Origin of the sequence: uncultured Maribacter sp. (assembly GCF_963977385.1) — a bacterium.
Taxonomy (GTDB): Bacteria; Bacteroidota; Bacteroidia; order Flavobacteriales; family Flavobacteriaceae; genus Maribacter.
The window spans coordinates 1-17982 of the sequence record NZ_CAXBOU010000023.1 but is presented as its reverse complement, the minus strand read 5'-3'; the positions used below and the strand labels follow the sequence as shown (position 1 = coordinate 17982).

The following is a 17982-nucleotide window of genomic DNA, read 5'->3' as shown; positions in this document are numbered from 1 at the left end:
AAATTACAAAACATATTTATTAAATATATCTTCCAACTCCAACTGTGGGTCAAAACTTAATCCTGATCGGGTGGTTGAACTTTGAATAACAGTACTTCTACAAGCAGTCAACCAACCGAATCGGTCAGATAAATCTAATTTTCCTATAGGTCCACCAGATGCGTTCCCTTCACATATTAATTTCCAAGCCTTTAAGTAATCATTTAATATTCCATACTCTATTTCTGGAGAAAAGGCGTTTAACTTTTCTTCATCGATATGATACTTAATATCTAAAAACTTTGTTCGCTTGCAGAATAGAATGACGCCCACATTAAAGAATTCTTCTCGCTCTACTTTAGGTACGATTCTAATAATGGCATACTTAAAGGTATATCTATCTTGCATCTTCAGCTTCTTTAACTAATACATCAATCATAGATAGTTTAGTGGTTATAAATTGAATATAGGCTGCTCTTTTTTCATCGGTATTTAAAAAATCTGAGTCACTAATCAACCAATCTTCGGGTATATTCGAAACAATATCGGTGATTTTTTCTGGTGTAAGTAAACCATGAATTTCATGAGCTGCTTCGGTTAAATCATTTGCCTGCTCTAATAAGACATGATCTTTTATAAAAGGGAATGTTCTTGAAAGGTGACTCTCCCAAATTTCCCAGTTATGGTGAAAATAGAAGCTTGCTCCATTATCAATAACCCACAATTCATTGTGCCAGTATAATAGATTAGCATTTTTAGCTGTACGGTCGATATTACTGATAAGACTATCTAACACCACAACTTTTGAAGCAGTCATAGCATCTGCCCTTGAAATCAGTGGGTCGAAGGTAATGGCGCCTGAAAGAAAATGTAATCCTAGATTTAGCCCAACACTAAACTTCAATAAATCTTGAATCTCTTCGTCTGGTTCGGTATTTCGAAAGGAATCATCTAGATTCATAAATACTAGTTCCGGGACTTTTAAGCCAATAGCACGTGCTAATTCTCCACCTATAAATTCGGCAATAAGTGATTTTTTACCTTGGCCTGAACCTCTAAATTTTAAAACGTATAAAAAATCATCATCCGCCTTTACAATAGCAGGCATTGAACCTCCTTCTCGTAATGGTTGTAAATATTGAACAACATCAACTGTTCTAATATCAAGTGTATTCATAAATGCTAAGATAGAGTTTGTGCAATAATCTATTGGGTATGTAAAATTAAATTACATTCACAACTTCCTCTAAAATATAATGGGTTGACCCCACCACAATGGCAATGAAAATAATAAGTAGTAAACGAATGAGAGTTGCATTGGTATTATTACTAAGTTTTTTTTTGAAGTAGAAAACATCTAGTAAAATAAATATTACCGCAATAATACTACCGATAATTGACCCTACATAAATGAAAACAAATTCATGAAGACCATTAAACATCTTCAGTGCGCCTGAAGATGGTTCTGGCGAAGGTCCTAATACGATACGCATGTGAACAAACCCTAATAAAAAAGCTATCAACGTCCAACCAATGTAGTTTAGAATTGGTTTTTTCATATTTTTCAGGACTTTCTTTTCTTTGTATTCTTTTTTCTACTTCCTTATTAATTTTACTCTTTATCTTTTGGTAAAGGTGAAATCATAATATGTGCTCTGTGTGTACCGGCATTCATAAGCCAAGGATGATTTGGTGCCGTAGGTGCTTCAGGTATACCAATAGTTTCTGAAGTGGCCCAAGGAATATAGGTTACATAACGCATTTGTGCGCCATCAACAGCTGCAGTTTCTGGGTCGTACATGGTATTAGGCCCGTAATAGATATGTAGTGTTGAACCAGGAGTAATTTTAAGTTTTCCTGATTTCATTTCTTCTTCTCGCATTGCAAATACATCTTCAGCCGACTTGCCTTCTGCTCTTAATGCTCTTCCTCTTGCCATAAAAGGTTCAAGGTTCTTATGATAACATGCGGCATTAAAGCCATCTTTGGTTGGATCATCTGCAAGAACAATAAACTCATTATCACCTTCTTTAAGTGTTACAAATTCACCCGCCATGTTAAATACTATAACTTTAGCTGAAGCTCTACTTTTTTCAGGAGCTGCCATTAATGCTGTTGCAATTAAATCTTCATCGCTCTCAATAGCCTTTAAGTTTTTTTTGGCTTCTTTTGATGAGCTTTCTGTAGCCATTTCTGTTTCTGAGACTTCTTCCGAAGCCTTTTTTGTTTTGTCCGATGTATTACAAGAAATCAATAGTCCTGTAAAAATTAATACTGTGATTAAGTTCTTCATGGTTTGTGAGTTATAGATTATAATTCATTAGAAAGATAAGAATTAAATAATCTTTGTAGTAAAGAGTAGGTAGCTATTATAATAAAAGAATAAAACGGAATACGTAAAGAAGCAAGGGAAGGAATAATATAAAGAATTACGATTTATGTTCCTTTGACCAAGTTTGGCTAATATTTTTTGTTATCATGCTTAAAAGTAGCTCTCTGTTTACTGGCTTGGTCATATAATCATTGGCCCCTAACCTTAGAACTTCCCTTTTGGTATTTTCTGTAATATCTGCTGTTATTACGATTATCGGAATATCCATAATAGCAGCACCAGCTTCGCCACTCCTGATAATTGACATCGTCTCAAAACCGTCCATTATAGGCATTTGAAGATCCATTAGAATTAGGTCAAACGATTTTTCTTTGATTTTTTCCAAGGCCTCCTGTCCATTGTTCGCAATGGTTAATGTGAAATTTTTCCAATTTTTGACGAACATGTTGATGACCATTTGGTTCATTTTATTGTCTTCGACCAAGAGGATATCACATCTATCAAGATGATGGTTCTGGTTCTCCAAAACTTCGACAGGGTTAAAACTTTTATTATCAAGACTTTCCTCTTCCAATTGAAACTCTAAGACTACCGAACAATTGGTGCCTGGTTTTGGGTTGTTGTTACTAATCTTAATAGTACCATCATACAGATCTACGTAAGTTTTTACGATATATAGTCCTAACCCAAGACCACTGAATTCTCGCTTATCGATATAGGATCTTTTGGCAAAAGACTCATAAATAGTACTCATTTTATTTGCGGTAATACCTATGCCAGTATCTGTAATCGTTATTTTAAGTTTAATGGATTCGCCCTTTATGATAACTGGTTCAAGATGAACTTTTATAGAACCTAACGATGTAAATTTTATCGCATTGTCAAGAAGATTGTTCAGTATCTGTTTCAGTTTGGTTGGGTCACCAATTACTTTTTTGGGTAGCTCTTCTGAGAGGCTAAAGTCGAATTGCAACCCTTTTATTTCTGCTTTTCTCTTGTTGACATAGATTGTTCTCTGTATAACTGAAGCTAGGTCAAAAGAGGTTTTCTCTAGTTGCTGTCCTTCTTTCTCGATGATGGTGAAGTCCAATATATCTTCAATATATCCCAAAAGGGTTTCTGATGATTTTAATATAAGATCATAATTTTCTTGGTGATTATTATTTTCTTTGGTGCTCTTAAGTGAGGTAGCTACCCCCATAATCAAGTTTAGTGGTGTTCGTAACTCATGACTGATATTAGAAAGAAATGAGGATTTCATGTCGTTCATGTCCTCCGCACGTTGTAATGCCAATGTATGATTCATTTCGTTTTCCATCCTTAGGCCTCGAATTCTGTTGCTCATAGATAGGGATAGCAAAATAATCTCCAGTCCTATACCTAATTTTGTGCCGTTCTCAGTGAAAAATGAATTTTGAATAAAATTAAAATTGTTCAGTATAAAGAATACGAAACCCAGAATTAAAAAGGATATTCCTGCAATAAAAAATATATCTACAGGTGCTTTTTTAAATTTTAGCACGATGATTGAACAAATGACCAGTACCAATATAGCAAACCCAAGTAGGTTAGTAATCGGATAATAAAATGCCGAATATTTAGGTGCCAGGAATAGTGCAGTAAGACAAATGGTAACAATAACTGAAAGAATTGTAAACAGTTTGTGCATAGGTCTTAAGTAATGTTTTATCCTCAAAAATGTACCTATATATTTAAAAAGGAAGATCAAGCAAATAAGTGCTGTTGCAAGTGTTAACTGATTTAATAACAACCCTCCTTCTGGTATAACATATTGATGAAAAAATCCATCGAGAGCAAACTGCAGCATAGCAATAGATAATACATAGAAACTATAATAAATGAATACGGAATCTTTCAATGCAAAAAAGAAAAATAGGTATATAATGAAGGCCAACATTAAAATACCGTAAAAAAGGCCATTGAATAATTGTTCATTATAAGACCTGAACATAAACTCATTTTGTGAATATAACCTTAAGGTGAGCATAACTTCTTGACCATCACTCTTCATATGTATAAAGGCAGAGGTTGTTTCACCTGGAAGAAGGTGGATTGTAAATACCGATTTTCGCTGCATGACACTCTTTTGCTTAAATGCAATTTGGTCACCACTATATTGGGTATCTTTTCTCCCATCTGGCCCAAATTGATAAAGCGTGAGTTCGTCTGTAAATGGACGTCCTGTTTCAAGATAATAATCAACAGTATGCTCTGTATCGTTTTTGATTTCGAACTTAATCCAAAAATTATCATCAGAAAAACCGTAGTTTTCTTTATAGTCAGTTAAAGGGGAAAATGGAAGTTCGTTTTTCAACCGAAGAATGTCGTCAATACTATACGTTTTCTGGCCAGCAAGAAATAGTTCTGCTTGGGGACGAACGGAAATGAACTCTACGTGTGTGTCGTTTATGATAAGTTGTGCCTTAACAGACACAAATATGAAGCATACTATAATAAGAGTAAATAGCTTTTTAAATCGATAATTTCTGTTGTGTATATACATAAACTAGTAAGTAGATTTGTGATGTGATTTAGAATATTACTTCAAAAGTAGACCCCTTGTCAACTTCACTTTGTACACTTATTCCCCCTCCCATAGCTTCTACTTGTGCTTTGGTTATAAAAAGACCGACTCCCTTCGCATCAGGGTGTTTATGAAATGTTTTGTGTAATCCAAATAGGCGACTTCCGTGAGTCTTCATATTCATGCCAAGGCCGTTGTCACTAGCTAACAGTTCAATTTTATCACCTGTTTTTCTTGTTTCAAAATGTATTTTAGGCACACGATCTTTTGACCTATATTTTAAGGAATTGCTGAAAAGGTTGTGCATTATGCTTTCTAAATAGACAGATGAATAATTTAGTTCTGGTTCTTTCGAAAAGTCAGAAGTTATAATTGCATTGGTCTCCATAATCTGTCCTTGGAAATTCTCTAATATTTTTGAAAAAACATCCTTAAAAGCTATTATGCTTTTTTCTTTTTTAGAATTATTACGAATGGTAACAACCTCTAATAAATCGTCAAGTGTACCAGATAGATTACCAACTGTTGTATTGAAATAATCCATCAACAAATCTTTACCCTCTATCTCTTCTTCTTTTTTATAAAAGTTCAAAAGTGATTTAAGATTTCCCATTGGGCCACGTAAGTTGTGTGATATTATATAAGAAAAATCTTCTAATTGCTTATTTTGTTTGGTTAAATAAGAAGTTCGCTCACCTACTGTTTTCTCTAGGTTTTTATTTGTTTTTATGATTTTTTCTCTAGCAACCTTTCTTTGGTCATCAATTCTATTAAGCAATTTTGCCGTTGACCATAAAGCATATAAAATAATTAATATAAAACAAGTAGTGAATAGGGCTATACCGAAATCAACGGTTAAAATGTTCATTCTCAATAGTATCAATTGAAAGAACCCAAGAAACAAAATTGCAGGTAGCATTTTTTTGAACAAGTTTCGGGCCATAACATTACCTATTTTCTCTCCACTAAATAATGCTGTAACTCCGAATTCACGATTGACCAAAGCAACAGCAATTGACAGAGAGAAAAGCGTAATAGAGGTATGGATAGCCATCGATGTAAAAAAAGATAATTTATAGAAAGTTGGTACTTTAAAAAGATACCCTAGTATGGCTATAAAAGAAAGAAAAGTGATTATATGTGATATGTATTGTGCTGCTTTTCTAAAGTGTAAACTTTTCGAACGGATAATAGTGAAAACTATTCCGAGCAAACCAAAACAAAGCGAGGTTATAGGTGATGGTCGACCAGGGGTCATATGGCCCTTTTCTATAGCCGTTTTATCTAAAATAAAAAGTTGGTCCATTCCAAAATTTACAGAAAGTATATCTTGTAATAAAGAGGCGAAAGCAAAAACAGCTAGAAATGACGAAAGAAATAGTATTTGTTTGCGATTTTTATTAAGGCTCAATAGAACTAACACAATCCCTGAAAGTATGCAGAAAAGTGCCGTATTTATTTTCATGGATTCATAGCCAGGTACAATAGTCATGAGTACTTGAATCTCTAACCGCCAACCGATTATCACAACTAATCCCAATAAAATTGAAGTAAGACCTACCCAAAATTGTCTTCCTGAACTTTTAGCTTTTTTTACCATCCTATTTATTAATTAATTCCAAACTGTTACCTAATAGTTTTATGGTCTATAGAAAAATAGAGCCAATTTTAATTTGAAACCTCATTAGATAACGTAGAACGTTTAATAAATGTTGTAAGAAAAACCTTTCTTTATTTATTTAAGAAGCATATTCGATACAAGAATAATGTTTTGAAAGACCGTACTAAAATTTTTGTAAAAGTACTTTTATGCTTTTCACACTAGTTGAATTCAATGCATATAATAAGGGTCTAAGAAGGGAGAATGAATAAAATAATACTATTAGAAAGCTTTTGAAATACAGGTAGATGGTAGTTTTAGACAAAGCATATAAAATATTAAAGCGTAACTACATGGCTAGAATATTAGTGTCTTGTATTATGGAAGAAATGAATTGTTTTTACCTCAATTCTTCTTAAGTTTTATTCAAATCTAATTAAATTCAGAATTAATTATTTTACTCAATTCTTCTGCCAACAGTTTGTTATTCTTTAACATTATTAATGCTTCATCATTAATTGTTAATTGATAGTTTATTAAACTAACCAATTTGCTATTCTCTAATGATTTAATTACATCTTTTGAGTTGACTAAATAGCCTCTTTTTAAAGGAAGATTAAGAACAATATAACTTTCAATAGTGTCAATTTGAGAATTGAGAATATGTTTTACAAGACACTTCATAATAGAAAGTGATTTTCTTTTTCAACTCCAGGTTCTTAATCACACTAAATTTTCTATCCTCTTTTAAACTTATATGCGTTGTTCCGAAAATTTTATATGGAACATTCTTAGATACCTCACCAGAAATTGTTTCAATATCAATATACGAATAGTTCCCTTGCGCAAAATTATTAAGAAGTAATATTCTGGTTGCTATTTTTTCAATTTGTAGATTGTAAAAAGCAATATCTTGTGATAAATCATCCAGCGTTAAATTCATAGATGTTTTTAAATCTTGTGTTGCTTTAATTTCTTCTTTCCAATTATTAAGAGAAAGAGCTATCAAAATTCCAATGACTACAAGGATAATTTCACCAATGGCATATTTCAAATACTTTCCAGTTTTATTTTTCTCCATAAGGTCGTGGCGTATTTTTCTAAAGAATTTTATCATTTCTTAATGGTTGGTCATCATGAAGTCTAACGTTTAGGTTTTATTAATAGCTGGTTCTATTCCGTCAATTGTTTAAGTTTATCAATTGCATGCTGATTTTCGGGATTTAACTTCAATGACTTCTTGAAGTTAGCAATAGCATTTTTATGATCTTGATTATAAAGATAAGCTAGGGCCAAACTATCATATAAGTTTGCTGATTTCGGATAGATATGTAGAGCCAATAAAAAGACATTTATACCTTGCTCCATCTTTCCAGCGTTAAATGATAATCGAATGCCAAGGTTGTTTAACATACCTTCTTCAAGCTTAAGTGTTGAATGCTTCGCTACTGTTTTTTCGTATAGGGGGATTAAATCTCGATGACCCTGATTGAGAGCCAAATTCTTGAAATCATTATAATCAAACTCTTTTGTAAGTGATTTTTTTATTTTTTTCGAAACCAAGTTTTTCAAAATACCATTTTTATCTGGGCTATTTTCAATGAATTCCTTTGCGCTCTCCTCATTTTTCAAAGTAGCATTTAAAAATTGCAAGGTGTGTTGAGAAAGTAGTTTGTAAGACGCCATAATTTTATCGTCACTTTTATCTTGTCTTTTGTCTCTATATGAAAATAAAACACCAACAGTACCAAAATAGGAATGTGTTAGGTCATGGAATTTGTAACTGTAGGTATCACTATAGTTTAAAGAATCGTACAGTTGGAATTTATAATTTAACTCGGCGGGTATTTTATCACTTGTAAGTATTTCTACTGGAATATCTTTTTGAGCAAAATGGACATAAGGAATATTGAACCTATCTACGTTAAAGTAAGGTGATTTTTCTAATACAGGGTAATTATATCTTTCAGTTCCATCTAAGCTCACTAATGCACTTATTTTCTTATTTTTCATGACCGTTATAGCATTGGATAGTCCGCCAAAACTAAAGCCCATAAGTGCTATTCTATCGAAGTCTATATATTCGTATTTATGAATTTCTTTTAAAAGAAATTCTACATCTCTAGATTGCGTTTCCATATCTTTTGTAGTTCCTCCTTCTAACCATCTTGTATCTGTTCCTCTTGAAGGGCTTGATATTACTACGTAACCATTACTTGCCAAATATTCGAATAATGCAAAATTTTCAATTGATGAGGCTTGATAGCTTGGTGCATAAACTATTACCGGGAATTTTCCTTCCAGAAAATTGGTATTCAACAAGGCATTTACTTTTTCAGACAAATGGGCCCTATTTTGCGGTGTGTCCCCTAATTCAGGAAACCAATCCAACAATAACTCGTTTGGCAAGTTTTTCGATTCTTCCTCTTCTTTTAAAATCTGCAAATAATCTAAAACTGTTAACTGTTTAGAATTTTTATTGTCAATTACGGCTGGATACCATATGCTAACTGGTATTGGCCTGTAAACTAATTGATTATTAAAGTCATTTTCAATTATATAAAGTCTTGTGCTATCGATTGTTGTATAATGTTTAAAACCTACATTATACGCTCCGCTTTTTAGGTTTATTTCTTTTAATGATGTCTGTCCATTTGCTAAACATACTTGGAAAAAAACTAAGGCTACTAGAATTATAGTTCTCATTGTTTAGGTATTAGTGTTCATTTTAAAGATGCAATAATTCAATGATTGTTACGGGTGTTTTTTTAGCTTGTCACCGTCTCTTATACGAATAGTAGCGAATTTTGAAATGCTAACTTTTCGGTTTAATACTGACCTTTTTTATATTTACTTAATTTTGTTTAAGCGATTAAACCGCTATTATTTTTATACATTACTGTTTGTCGTTTTTTGTTATTCATACTGCTCAACTATATATTCTCCAAGGTGGATTTAATCTGTTTTCTCCACCATAAAATAATATCAGTTGATTTCCATCAACATCTTTTAATCGTGCTTCTTTCCACAGCCAATTTTGGTCAGTTGGTTCTTGTTCAAACTTAATTCCGCTTTCTTTTATTTTTTCAACTTGTTCTTCTAGATTTTCACATTCAAAATAAACATATATTCCATCTCCTTTTGGCAATATCTCTGTTTGATGAATTGAAAAAGTTGAGTTTCCATTTGGGCATTCAAATCGTGCGTAATGAGGGAGAGATTTTACAATCAATTTTAGCCCTAATTTTTCGTAAAAGGGGATTGATTTTGTCAAATCCAATGATGGAACTGTTATCTGATTTAAATTCATATTCTTTCGGTCGATTTACATGTTCGTTAAGGCAGATAGTTTACAAAGTTAAAGGGACATAGTTTACACCATATGTTGACTTAACCTTATTGATACTTGTTTATTTCTGATATTATTTTCATTAAAAAAACCTAAAAATACGTTTCTAAAAAACACCTTTCGAATGCCCATTCCCATACCCTCTATAGCTACATATTTACCTTTGAGTGCTGCAGTTAGATATACCCATTAATATGATTTCCATCTGACAGACCCGTTTTGATAAACCTTCATTATTTTCATATTGCTCCCATATTCGAATTTAAGTATTCTTTCTGGAAAAGGTCTATTGGAGAAATCATGAATAGAAGCAGGGGTTTCCAATCCCAAGGCTTCATGAGGCCTGGTATGATTATATTCTTTCACAAAGTGGTATAAACGTCTTTGTTGGGCTTTTAAATCATAAGCCAAGGATTTGGCGCAAGCGGCCTTCAGATCACGGTGCATGCATTCATGTCGTCCATTCTGTTCGGGGGGTGCCGGGTCTAAAAAGACAGGCATGATTCCAAGTTCGATAAACCAGTAAGAGAGTTGTGTAAATCGTTGAATAGTGCGAACGGAACCAAAATAAAAAAAACTAACATTTAATATTTGAATTCTTTTTAGTTTTTTCGAATCGACAACTGAGAGTTTTTCAATTGATTTTCAGGAACACTATTTGTACAACCTAGAAAAGTAAAAGAAAGGATAAGGATTAGTTTCTTCATGTAAAGTTGTTTTTTCGATTTTGGTGTATTGCTTTTTAAGCTTAAATAATCGAATGAATGTAGTAATTCCTTTTATTTGAAGAACAAAATATTTATCTGAAATGGCGGTAATTTTATGCTTTAATTTAGGCAGATAAGTTCTAGAGAGTATACTTTAAATTTTATGTATTTTTTAGATTGTTACTTTATTGTAATAGATTTTAATCTAGTTATTAAATCATATAAAACATTTTATTTAACTGCGTTTTTTTATCAAACTTAACTTTTAACTAGATTTCTAAAAGGTACTTTTTTCATTATCCCTCATTTCATCTGTTGATTCAAAATCAATATTATATTTAATTTTTTATAAATATTAATGCTTTTGACTTTTTACTATAATGGTTTCAATGGTACTTTTTATGTTGTCAATTGCACCTGCTACGGCAAGATCAATTGTGTTTGTCTATTTACTGATAGCAATGGGTTGTCTGCCTTCAAGTCTAGCCTCTAGTAGACACGAGATATCATTAAATCCATCCTTTTTTCTATTCACATCTTTTAAGTGAACCTCTATTCTGGTAATATGAGATTCGAACAGTTCTAATGCTTTGGCAATTTGAGAGTTAAAAAAATCACCGCTCCTTTGTTCTCCAGAAATTGTTTTGTCAGTATTTATTTGAATTGTCATAGTTTATTATGCTTTTATTAAAGGTTTCTAAAAGGCTATTTAAGTTTTTTGAATAGCCTTTTAGTCCTTTGTAATACTCCTTTTTTGATTCTCGTTATGAGGTTTTTAGTTCTTTTGGTTATCTCCTGGTCTCGGTGACTTGAATACGTCCATTCCCTCTTTCCTATGCTCCACCACTTGTTCCTTGATAAATTCACGGAACTCTTTGTTGCTCTGACCATCCTGCTTGGAAAATTCAGCTACTGTTTTCGTTATTCCTCTTGACTTAGTATTCAAATATGTTGTACTCATATGTATTTGTTTTAATAGATTACTCTTTCCTTTTTTCCTTCTGCTCTTATGTATTTTTCAATTCCCTTAATTTTTGTTTTGTTGTTTTTTCACAGTCGTCTCATCATAATCAAAATGATTGGTAAGTTGGTCAGTATTACCGGTCGGATTTGTTGGATTGGTCTGTTCTTTTGTTCTTTTGAATTTCTTTCTATCTTTTATCATTCCCATTTACATCGTTTTAAACGTTCATAGATAGTATAAGGGTTAAATACCCGAACTCTTACAATGTTGTCTTAAAATCAGGAGTTTAATGTTAAAATTACTTAACTCATTGGCATATGCTTAAATGGTTAAGAGCTGCTAATGATTTTCGAATGAAGGTTTCACTGAAACAACTAATAACTTAATTGTTTTGTTATGTAGCTTTTAGTCAGGCTTACTATTTTACAGTTAATGGTTGTTTGAAATGAGCATGTAAAAGGACGCTGACGTTTGGTCTAAATAGTTATAGGGATAACACAGAGACGAATTTTTACATTTTGTTTTTTTCTTTTAAAAGCAAAATCCAATCCCGATAGCTATCGGATTGGCGGACTAGACAACTAAGCTCAAGCTATTAAATTTAGTACTTTTCGTTCTATTTGCTATAGGTATTGTTACCCAACGTTTTTTCCGTCCGAGTTAGCTTTTTTGTCTGAGTGGTAAGTTCCTCAATGCGACAGTTGCGTTTGAGTGAAGTCAATCTGCGTAACAGTTGCGTTCGAGTAAAGTCCATTTGCGCAAACCAACTACCTTTTTTAAGATTTCAAATTTTGAAAATTTCGAAATCTGTAATTAGTTAAAAGAAGTAATTAATCTAATTGGATAAATAATTTTATTGAGTCCTTCCATAGAAAAGGCCTGGCCCATCGCAAGCCCACCAAGTTCCAATGAGAGAATTGACAGATTCAAATCTTAGATATTCTTCTGAACTGTTAGTGCAATTTCCAATAATATCGCTGAACGATTCATGTGACAATTTCAGGTACTCGCCATCTTCTAGTTTCACTATTTTATAAAGGCCAGTTACTATAGCTGTTTCTTCATTACTAACTCTGGATTTTATAAATGCGCCATCCGCTTTTAAAACATAACTTTCTTGCCAATCCATATCATTGCCTTCCGTAGGTGGTTCATTTGCCACCATACCAGACATCTTTACTAACTCCCATTTTTGGGGAAACTTTCCAGCTTGAAATTCAATTTCATCTTGAGAATTTAATCCGTTTTTCTCACAGGAAATGAGAAAAATAGATAGGACAATTATAATAATCCGATTCATAACTTGACAATTTACTATGCTATTAATTAGATGTAATAAATATATTTAGGTTGCGTAGATGTTTTTCCTTGTGAAGTTCAAAGAAGGTTTTATTCTTATTTTTGAGCTATTGATTCAACGGTTTAAATATGGGGCGTTTGGTATTTTAAAGCACCGCTGTATATTAAATGGACACATTTTCAAATTTAGCATTATCCGCAAAATGACCTATATTTTTTTTTTGTTACCTAACGTAATTCAATAGCTATTATGGATTTATGAATCATTTTACTTAGAAAGTGTTACAATAAAATCGCTGCCTTTTCCTACTTCACTTATTACTGAAATATCGCCGCCATTTTTTTGTATAAATTCCTTACAAAGAATAAGTCCCAATCCTGTACCTTTTTCATTATTAGTTCCATTGGTTGATATGTTTTCGTCAATCCTGAACAATCTCCCAATAACTTCTGAAGTCATGCCAACACCAGTATCAATAATGTGCAGTTCAATATTAGCATCATTTTCATTATAACTAATTGTAATTGTCCCTCCTTCAGGAGTAAACTTTATCGCATTATTTACCAAATTTCCAATAAATGTCATTGAGGTATTCTTATCAATGAAAATCTTAGTAAGGGGGGGGATATTTGTTATTATCTCAATATTTTTTTTCGAACTATTGTACTTATAAGGAGCAATACTTGTTTCAACCAATTCTTTTAAGTTGAGATTTTCTTTATTAATTTTTATTTGCCCTCTTTGTATTTGTGACCAAGAAAGTAAGTTTTCTAGTAATTCAAATGCAGAATAGGATGATTCTCTTAACAAAAAAATAATTTCTTTTCTCTCAGAATCATCGTAATCACCATAGTTTTCAACTAATAAATCTGTAAGCCCTAATATACCATTGAAGGGGCTCCTTAGGTCATGAGAAATGATGGCATAAAATTTATCTCTTGTTGCATTTAAAAGTTTAAGCTCGTTAAACTGTTCCATAATTTTATCATTCTTTACTTTTATTTCAGCATAAGATGATGCTAGTTTATAAGCAGAATTCAGTCTAGCAAGAAGTTCAATAGGAACAATGGGTTTCCGAATATAATCAATTGCTCCAGCAGATAATGCCATGTTCAGGTTTTCTGCTGTGGTCATTACACCTGTTGCCATAATTATAGGGATGTCTTTAGTCAAATCATCCTGTTTAAGGATTTTAATGGCATCAATACCATTCATAACCGGCATTTCCCAATCGCAGATAATGATATCGGGAATAAATTTTCGCGCAACCATACATCCCATTTCTCCATTCAGCGCCTGTATCACTTTATAATTAGATGCTTTGAGCGTATTTGTTATAATATCTAAAAATCTTTGTTCATCGTCTATAACAAGAATCGTAGTTTTACCCATCGCTTTTTTATTTTAGTAGTTCGTTATATTTTTCTTCATTACAAGCCCTCACTGCATTTTCAATATTCATTTTCCATTTAAGAACTGCATTACTCTCTTTTGTTTTAATTGTATTCAGAATCGTGATTATATCACTAAACTCATAAACGGTAAACTTTTTTAAAGATATAATGAATGGAGCCAAGTAGGCTATATCTACATCTGTAAGTTGTTTGTATGTTTCAAGCTCCTTAATCTTTGTATCTTCAATTTCTATAATTTCAGATATTGCTGCCTTTGCTTTTGGTAGAATAAACCAGAATGTAGTTCCCTCTCCATATTTGGATTCGACCCCAATTTCTCCGCCATGAGCCTCAATAGCCAGTTTACAAAAGGTCAATCCCAAACCTGTTGATGCAACTCCCCCTGACTTTTTAGCTGCCACTTGAGAGAACTTATCGAAAACGGATGCAAGATTATCCTTTGGAATTCCTTCTCCGGTATCTGTAATAGAAATTTTAATAAAGTCAGAATCCTCAACAGGATCAGCATTGATTGTAATTGAACCATTGTTTGGAGTATACTTTATTGCATTAGTAAGGATATTTACGATTACCCGATTTATAATTTCTTTATCTGCTTGCAGATTGGCTTTTGCATTTATGTTTTGCTTTATTTCTATTGATTTTCGATCATACAATGGCTGTACTTGTTTTATTGAATCATTAATAACTCCAGCTGCATGAAATTCTGATACCTGCAGTTTCATTTCCGCATCTTCAAACTTTTGCACATCTAAAATATTGAGTACCATGTTCAACATTTGATTACCAGCCTGAACAATTTCTTGTGATTTAGATAAGCCAATTATTGTACTTAAAGGATTCTTCAAATCATGAACAATCATGCCAGTCATGCCTTCTTTGAAGTGGTCGAGTTCAATGAGTTTGTTATTTTTCGCTAATAATTCTTCCTTTTGTTGTATTATATCAGCAGTGCGTTCTTTTACAGTTTGCTTTAGCAATTCATTTTGCCGTTTCAACCGTGCTGAGTTTATTCTAATGAGTAACCAAACAAGACCGATCGCTAAAATCCCATATATAGAAAAAGCCCACCATGTTCGTTGCCATGGAGGATGTATTTCGAAGGCAAAGGCTGCTTTAACACCTTGTTTTCGATAAATGTTTTGAGATTTTACTTCAAAGATATATTTTCCTTCATGCAAGTTGGTGTATTCTTTTTGGTGCTTATTTGTCCAGGCAGACCATGTGGTATCGGAAGAACCGATGAGGCGATAGGAGAATAAATTCTTTTCTGATTCTTCGTAAAAAGTAGCGGAATAATGAAAGAACAGATTATTATCCTTGTATTTTAAAATTACCGGACCATCAGAAATCAAAGAAGAATCATTACGAGAACCCCCATAAATTAAACTATCAACAATAAATACATTACGAATTAGTGTGTTAAATGGGATATCGTAATTCGTTTTTTGCTTGGGATGATATTCTAAAACCCCTTTATTTGTACCAAAATAAACTAAGCTGTCGGAGTATGGATATAGAGAATAATCATTAGAAATAGGTATATCGATAAATTTGAAAAAAGGGGTTTTGACAATTTCATATTTGCCATTAATTAACTGTAATACCCCCTTTTCGGCAAAATCGCCTTTCTTATATTCCTCAAACCATATCTTGCCACTTACATCTTGTTTTATATATTTTATGCCTTCTGTAAACATAGAGAAGTCTGGGTGTGGCTCAAAATAATCCCCATCAGAGATGTAATGATAAATACCTTTGTCTGAACCAAAAATAATTTCTCCATCATTCAATCGGTATGGTATTAGAGAACCCACTGGTAAATGATATTTATCTATGGGGTAATGTTGTGAGGATATTACGCTATCTAGGGTTTCGTTTAAACGAAGTTGATATAAGGAGTTGTTAGCATCTACCCAGAGGTACCCATTGTTGTCTTCTTCAATATTTCGTAAGTTTTTATCAAAGCCTATTATGAAATGTTTGAATACCCATTGCTCATTTTTGTATTCAAGTAATGCTAAGCCTTTATTCCATACATAAGTTATAATGTAATTTGGATATTTGTGCAATTTTTTTGCTACAGCAGAACTTACATTCTTAAGACTTTTCGATTGTAATGCTTGATTATCATTTATAGAAAATATCCCTTTCTGGCTATTTCCTAATAATAACTTTTCCTTTGCCTGAAGCATGAAAAAATTTTGCCCTTCTGTACCTTCAATTTTCTCAAAATTATTCTCTTTATTTTGTATATACAGATTATTGGAAGTACCTGCGTACAATTTATTTTTAAATTTCTGTATGGAATAAACTGAACCATCTAATCCATTTTTATCAGTATAGTTTGCAAATGGTAAATTATTCATAATAAGGCTAATCCCACTTTCAAGAGACGTCCATAGTTGTCCGTTTAAATCTGTGAATAAAGAATAAATGTTGTTACTTTGTAAGCCATTTTGTTTATTGTAATGGCTATGTATTTTGCCTTTTTTGTCGAAAACAAGAATGCCCCCTGAATTTGTGCCAATGGCAAAATGCCCGTTGTATAACAATGTTCCGCAGTAGGCTTTATTATTTATAAGGATATCATCTACGGCTTCAAATTCTTCAGGTTTCCGTATGAATGGCGCATTGTTTGGGTTATAAATAAAAATCCCTTGTTCATCTGTAACAATTAATATATCGTCATTCTCGTAAGGAAGCATGACTCGGACATTTTTGTCGTAAAAATGTTCTCTGCTACCCGGCAAAAGACGAAGACTATCGCCTTCCAAACTATATAAGCTTTCTCCTCTTTTATGAATATAAATTCGATTACCAACAACAAAAAGTCTAATAGAATTAACATCGCTTTCTAATACATCAATGCTATCATTTTGCAGTATAAATATTTTATTTGCAGCTACAAAAACAACCTTACTTCCTAAAGTATTTATGTCCCAGACTGCTTTAACATCCTGATGCTCTTCGGGAATTTTATCTCTTAATGATTTATATTGCAAACTCCCACGACTATCCGGTTGTAAATATCCGAAATCACCATTCAAACCAACATAAACTACACCCATACTGTCTATAAAAATAGATCTCGGATCATATGGTGTATTTATTTTCCGCCAATTTGTGCCATCATATTCCAATACACCATTGTTATTTGCAAAATACATAACGCCACGGTGGTCTTGCACTGTTGCAAAGTTTTGTGAGTGAGCTTTATACTCTTCTGGTGGAAAATTGCGAATAAAAGGAGTTTGGGCATAAAGGCTTCCTGCTAATAAGAGCAGAATGAAAAAGCTTTGTATTTTTTTAATCACAATTTTTAATTTTTCAAAGCCTACTCTAAAATTACTATTTATTAGAAAATAAACAAATCATAATATTTTTCTTTTTTACAACTTGTTACGTTATTTTTTAATGATTACTTTTCATTAGTGGCATCTATAATATATTTTAAGTTTCAATATGATTATTGATTTATCAATCTGGACATTAAAATAACTTTTCAGTTTAAAATCAATATAATTTTCTTCATCAAAAATTATGTTCGCTAAGGCTTATGTTAGGTAACGTTTATGTATATGAAATGTTGCGTGTTTGTGTGCGAGGATTTTCCGAAGGATAATCAGAAGTAACAAAAGTGCAACTACCTTTGTTTAAGCCTAAAATAGCAATTATTTTTATTGGGTGTGCCTGTTGCACAAGTCCTTGATAAAAATACTGTTTTTGCTTAACATTAGTTATGCAGGGAAAAAAGGATTACCAAGAAAAGCTGTTCTCCCATTTTCAGT

At 32.5% G+C, this 17982-nt stretch carries 16 protein-coding genes; all 16 read right to left on the bottom strand.

Features of this window, described 5'->3' with window-relative positions; genetic code table 11:
- Positions 1 to 3: 3 nt before the first annotated feature.
- Positions 4 to 387, bottom strand: coding sequence for a DUF3037 domain-containing protein (locus AAC084_RS19045; protein ID WP_339841887.1), 384 nt, complete (start codon positions 385 to 387; stop codon positions 4 to 6).
- Positions 377 to 1156, bottom strand: coding sequence for a HipA family kinase (locus AAC084_RS19040; protein WP_339841886.1), 780 nt, complete (start codon positions 1154 to 1156; stop codon positions 377 to 379). Before AAC084_RS19040 ends, AAC084_RS19045 begins: the two co-directional genes overlap by 11 nt.
- Before the next feature lie 46 nt (positions 1157 to 1202).
- Positions 1203 to 1538, bottom strand: coding sequence for a hypothetical protein (locus tag AAC084_RS19035; protein ID WP_339841884.1), 336 nt, complete (start codon positions 1536 to 1538; stop codon positions 1203 to 1205).
- A 53-nt stretch (positions 1539 to 1591) separates the two neighbouring features.
- On the bottom strand, positions 1592 to 2272 hold the full coding sequence (locus AAC084_RS19030; RefSeq protein ID WP_339841882.1) for a hypothetical protein: 681 nt from the start codon (positions 2270 to 2272) through the stop codon (positions 1592 to 1594).
- 136 nt (positions 2273 to 2408) lie between these two features.
- Positions 2409 to 4766 (bottom strand): 7TM diverse intracellular signaling domain-containing protein, encoded by a 2358-nt coding sequence (locus AAC084_RS19025; protein ID WP_339841881.1) that lies wholly within the window; start codon positions 4764 to 4766, stop codon positions 2409 to 2411.
- Positions 4767 to 4863: 97 nt separating this feature from the next.
- On the bottom strand, positions 4864 to 6456 hold the full coding sequence (locus AAC084_RS19020; protein WP_339841879.1) for a HAMP domain-containing sensor histidine kinase: 1593 nt from the start codon (positions 6454 to 6456) through the stop codon (positions 4864 to 4866).
- Positions 6457 to 7099: 643 nt separating this feature from the next.
- Positions 7100 to 7537 (bottom strand): DUF6090 family protein, encoded by a 438-nt coding sequence (locus tag AAC084_RS19015; protein ID WP_339841877.1) that lies wholly within the window; start codon positions 7535 to 7537, stop codon positions 7100 to 7102.
- Between the two features lie 92 nt (positions 7538 to 7629).
- A complete protein-coding gene (locus AAC084_RS19010; RefSeq protein WP_339841875.1) occupies positions 7630 to 9162 on the bottom strand; it encodes a prolyl oligopeptidase family serine peptidase in 1533 nt (510 codons plus the stop codon).
- 223 nt (positions 9163 to 9385) lie between these two features.
- Positions 9386 to 9766 (bottom strand): VOC family protein, encoded by a 381-nt coding sequence (locus AAC084_RS19005; protein WP_339841873.1) that lies wholly within the window; start codon positions 9764 to 9766, stop codon positions 9386 to 9388.
- Positions 9767 to 9994: 228 nt separating this feature from the next.
- Positions 9995 to 10306 carry an integrase core domain-containing protein gene (locus tag AAC084_RS19000; protein ID WP_339841872.1) on the bottom strand — a complete coding sequence of 104 codons (312 nt, stop codon included), beginning with the start codon at positions 10304 to 10306 and terminating at the stop codon, positions 9995 to 9997.
- A gap of 651 nt (positions 10307 to 10957) precedes the next feature.
- Entirely contained in the window at positions 10958 to 11182 is a 225-nt protein-coding gene (locus AAC084_RS18995) for an HPF/RaiA family ribosome-associated protein (protein WP_339841871.1), read from the bottom strand.
- Between the two features lie 105 nt (positions 11183 to 11287).
- Positions 11288 to 11473 (bottom strand): hypothetical protein, encoded by a 186-nt coding sequence (locus tag AAC084_RS18990; protein WP_339841870.1) that lies wholly within the window; start codon positions 11471 to 11473, stop codon positions 11288 to 11290.
- A 66-nt stretch (positions 11474 to 11539) separates the two neighbouring features.
- Entirely contained in the window at positions 11540 to 11683 is a 144-nt protein-coding gene (locus tag AAC084_RS18985; RefSeq protein ID WP_339841869.1) for a hypothetical protein, read from the bottom strand.
- Positions 11684 to 12329: 646 nt separating this feature from the next.
- Positions 12330 to 12776 carry a hypothetical protein gene (locus AAC084_RS18980; protein ID WP_339841868.1) on the bottom strand — a complete coding sequence of 149 codons (447 nt, stop codon included), beginning with the start codon at positions 12774 to 12776 and terminating at the stop codon, positions 12330 to 12332.
- 267 nt (positions 12777 to 13043) lie between these two features.
- Entirely contained in the window at positions 13044 to 14168 is a 1125-nt protein-coding gene (locus tag AAC084_RS18975; protein WP_339841867.1) for a hybrid sensor histidine kinase/response regulator, read from the bottom strand.
- A gap of 7 nt (positions 14169 to 14175) precedes the next feature.
- Positions 14176 to 17508 (bottom strand): ATP-binding protein, encoded by a 3333-nt coding sequence (locus AAC084_RS18970; RefSeq protein ID WP_339841866.1) that lies wholly within the window; start codon positions 17506 to 17508, stop codon positions 14176 to 14178.
- Positions 17509 to 17982: the final 474 nt, after the last annotated feature.

What these genes read in the sequence shown, in the direction of transcription:
- AAC084_RS18985 (WP_339841869.1), bottom strand. Translation starts at nt 11,683, where the DNA reads ATGGGAATGATAAAAGATAGAAAGAAATTCAAAAGAACAAAAGAACAG.
- AAC084_RS19030 (WP_339841882.1), bottom strand. Translation starts at nt 2,272, where the DNA reads ATGAAGAACTTAATCACAGTATTAATTTTTACAGGACTATTGATTTCT.
- AAC084_RS19010 (WP_339841875.1), bottom strand. Translation starts at nt 9,162, where the DNA reads ATGAGAACTATAATTCTAGTAGCCTTAGTTTTTTTCCAAGTATGTTTA.
- AAC084_RS19040 (WP_339841886.1), bottom strand. Translation starts at nt 1,156, where the DNA reads ATGAATACACTTGATATTAGAACAGTTGATGTTGTTCAATATTTACAA.
- AAC084_RS19015 (WP_339841877.1), bottom strand. Translation starts at nt 7,537, where the DNA reads ATGGAGAAAAATAAAACTGGAAAGTATTTGAAATATGCCATTGGTGAA.
- AAC084_RS18990 (WP_339841870.1), bottom strand. Translation starts at nt 11,473, where the DNA reads ATGAGTACAACATATTTGAATACTAAGTCAAGAGGAATAACGAAAACA.
- AAC084_RS19020 (WP_339841879.1), bottom strand. Translation starts at nt 6,456, where the DNA reads ATGGTAAAAAAAGCTAAAAGTTCAGGAAGACAATTTTGGGTAGGTCTT.
- AAC084_RS19035 (WP_339841884.1), bottom strand. Translation starts at nt 1,538, where the DNA reads ATGAAAAAACCAATTCTAAACTACATTGGTTGGACGTTGATAGCTTTT.
- AAC084_RS19045 (WP_339841887.1), bottom strand. Translation starts at nt 387, where the DNA reads ATGCAAGATAGATATACCTTTAAGTATGCCATTATTAGAATCGTACCT.
- AAC084_RS18975 (WP_339841867.1), bottom strand. Translation starts at nt 14,168, where the DNA reads ATGGGTAAAACTACGATTCTTGTTATAGACGATGAACAAAGATTTTTA.
- AAC084_RS19005 (WP_339841873.1), bottom strand. Translation starts at nt 9,766, where the DNA reads ATGAATTTAAATCAGATAACAGTTCCATCATTGGATTTGACAAAATCA.
- AAC084_RS18980 (WP_339841868.1), bottom strand. Translation starts at nt 12,776, where the DNA reads ATGAATCGGATTATTATAATTGTCCTATCTATTTTTCTCATTTCCTGT.
- AAC084_RS19000 (WP_339841872.1), bottom strand. Translation starts at nt 10,306, where the DNA reads ATGCCTGTCTTTTTAGACCCGGCACCCCCCGAACAGAATGGACGACAT.
- AAC084_RS18995 (WP_339841871.1), bottom strand. Translation starts at nt 11,182, where the DNA reads ATGACAATTCAAATAAATACTGACAAAACAATTTCTGGAGAACAAAGG.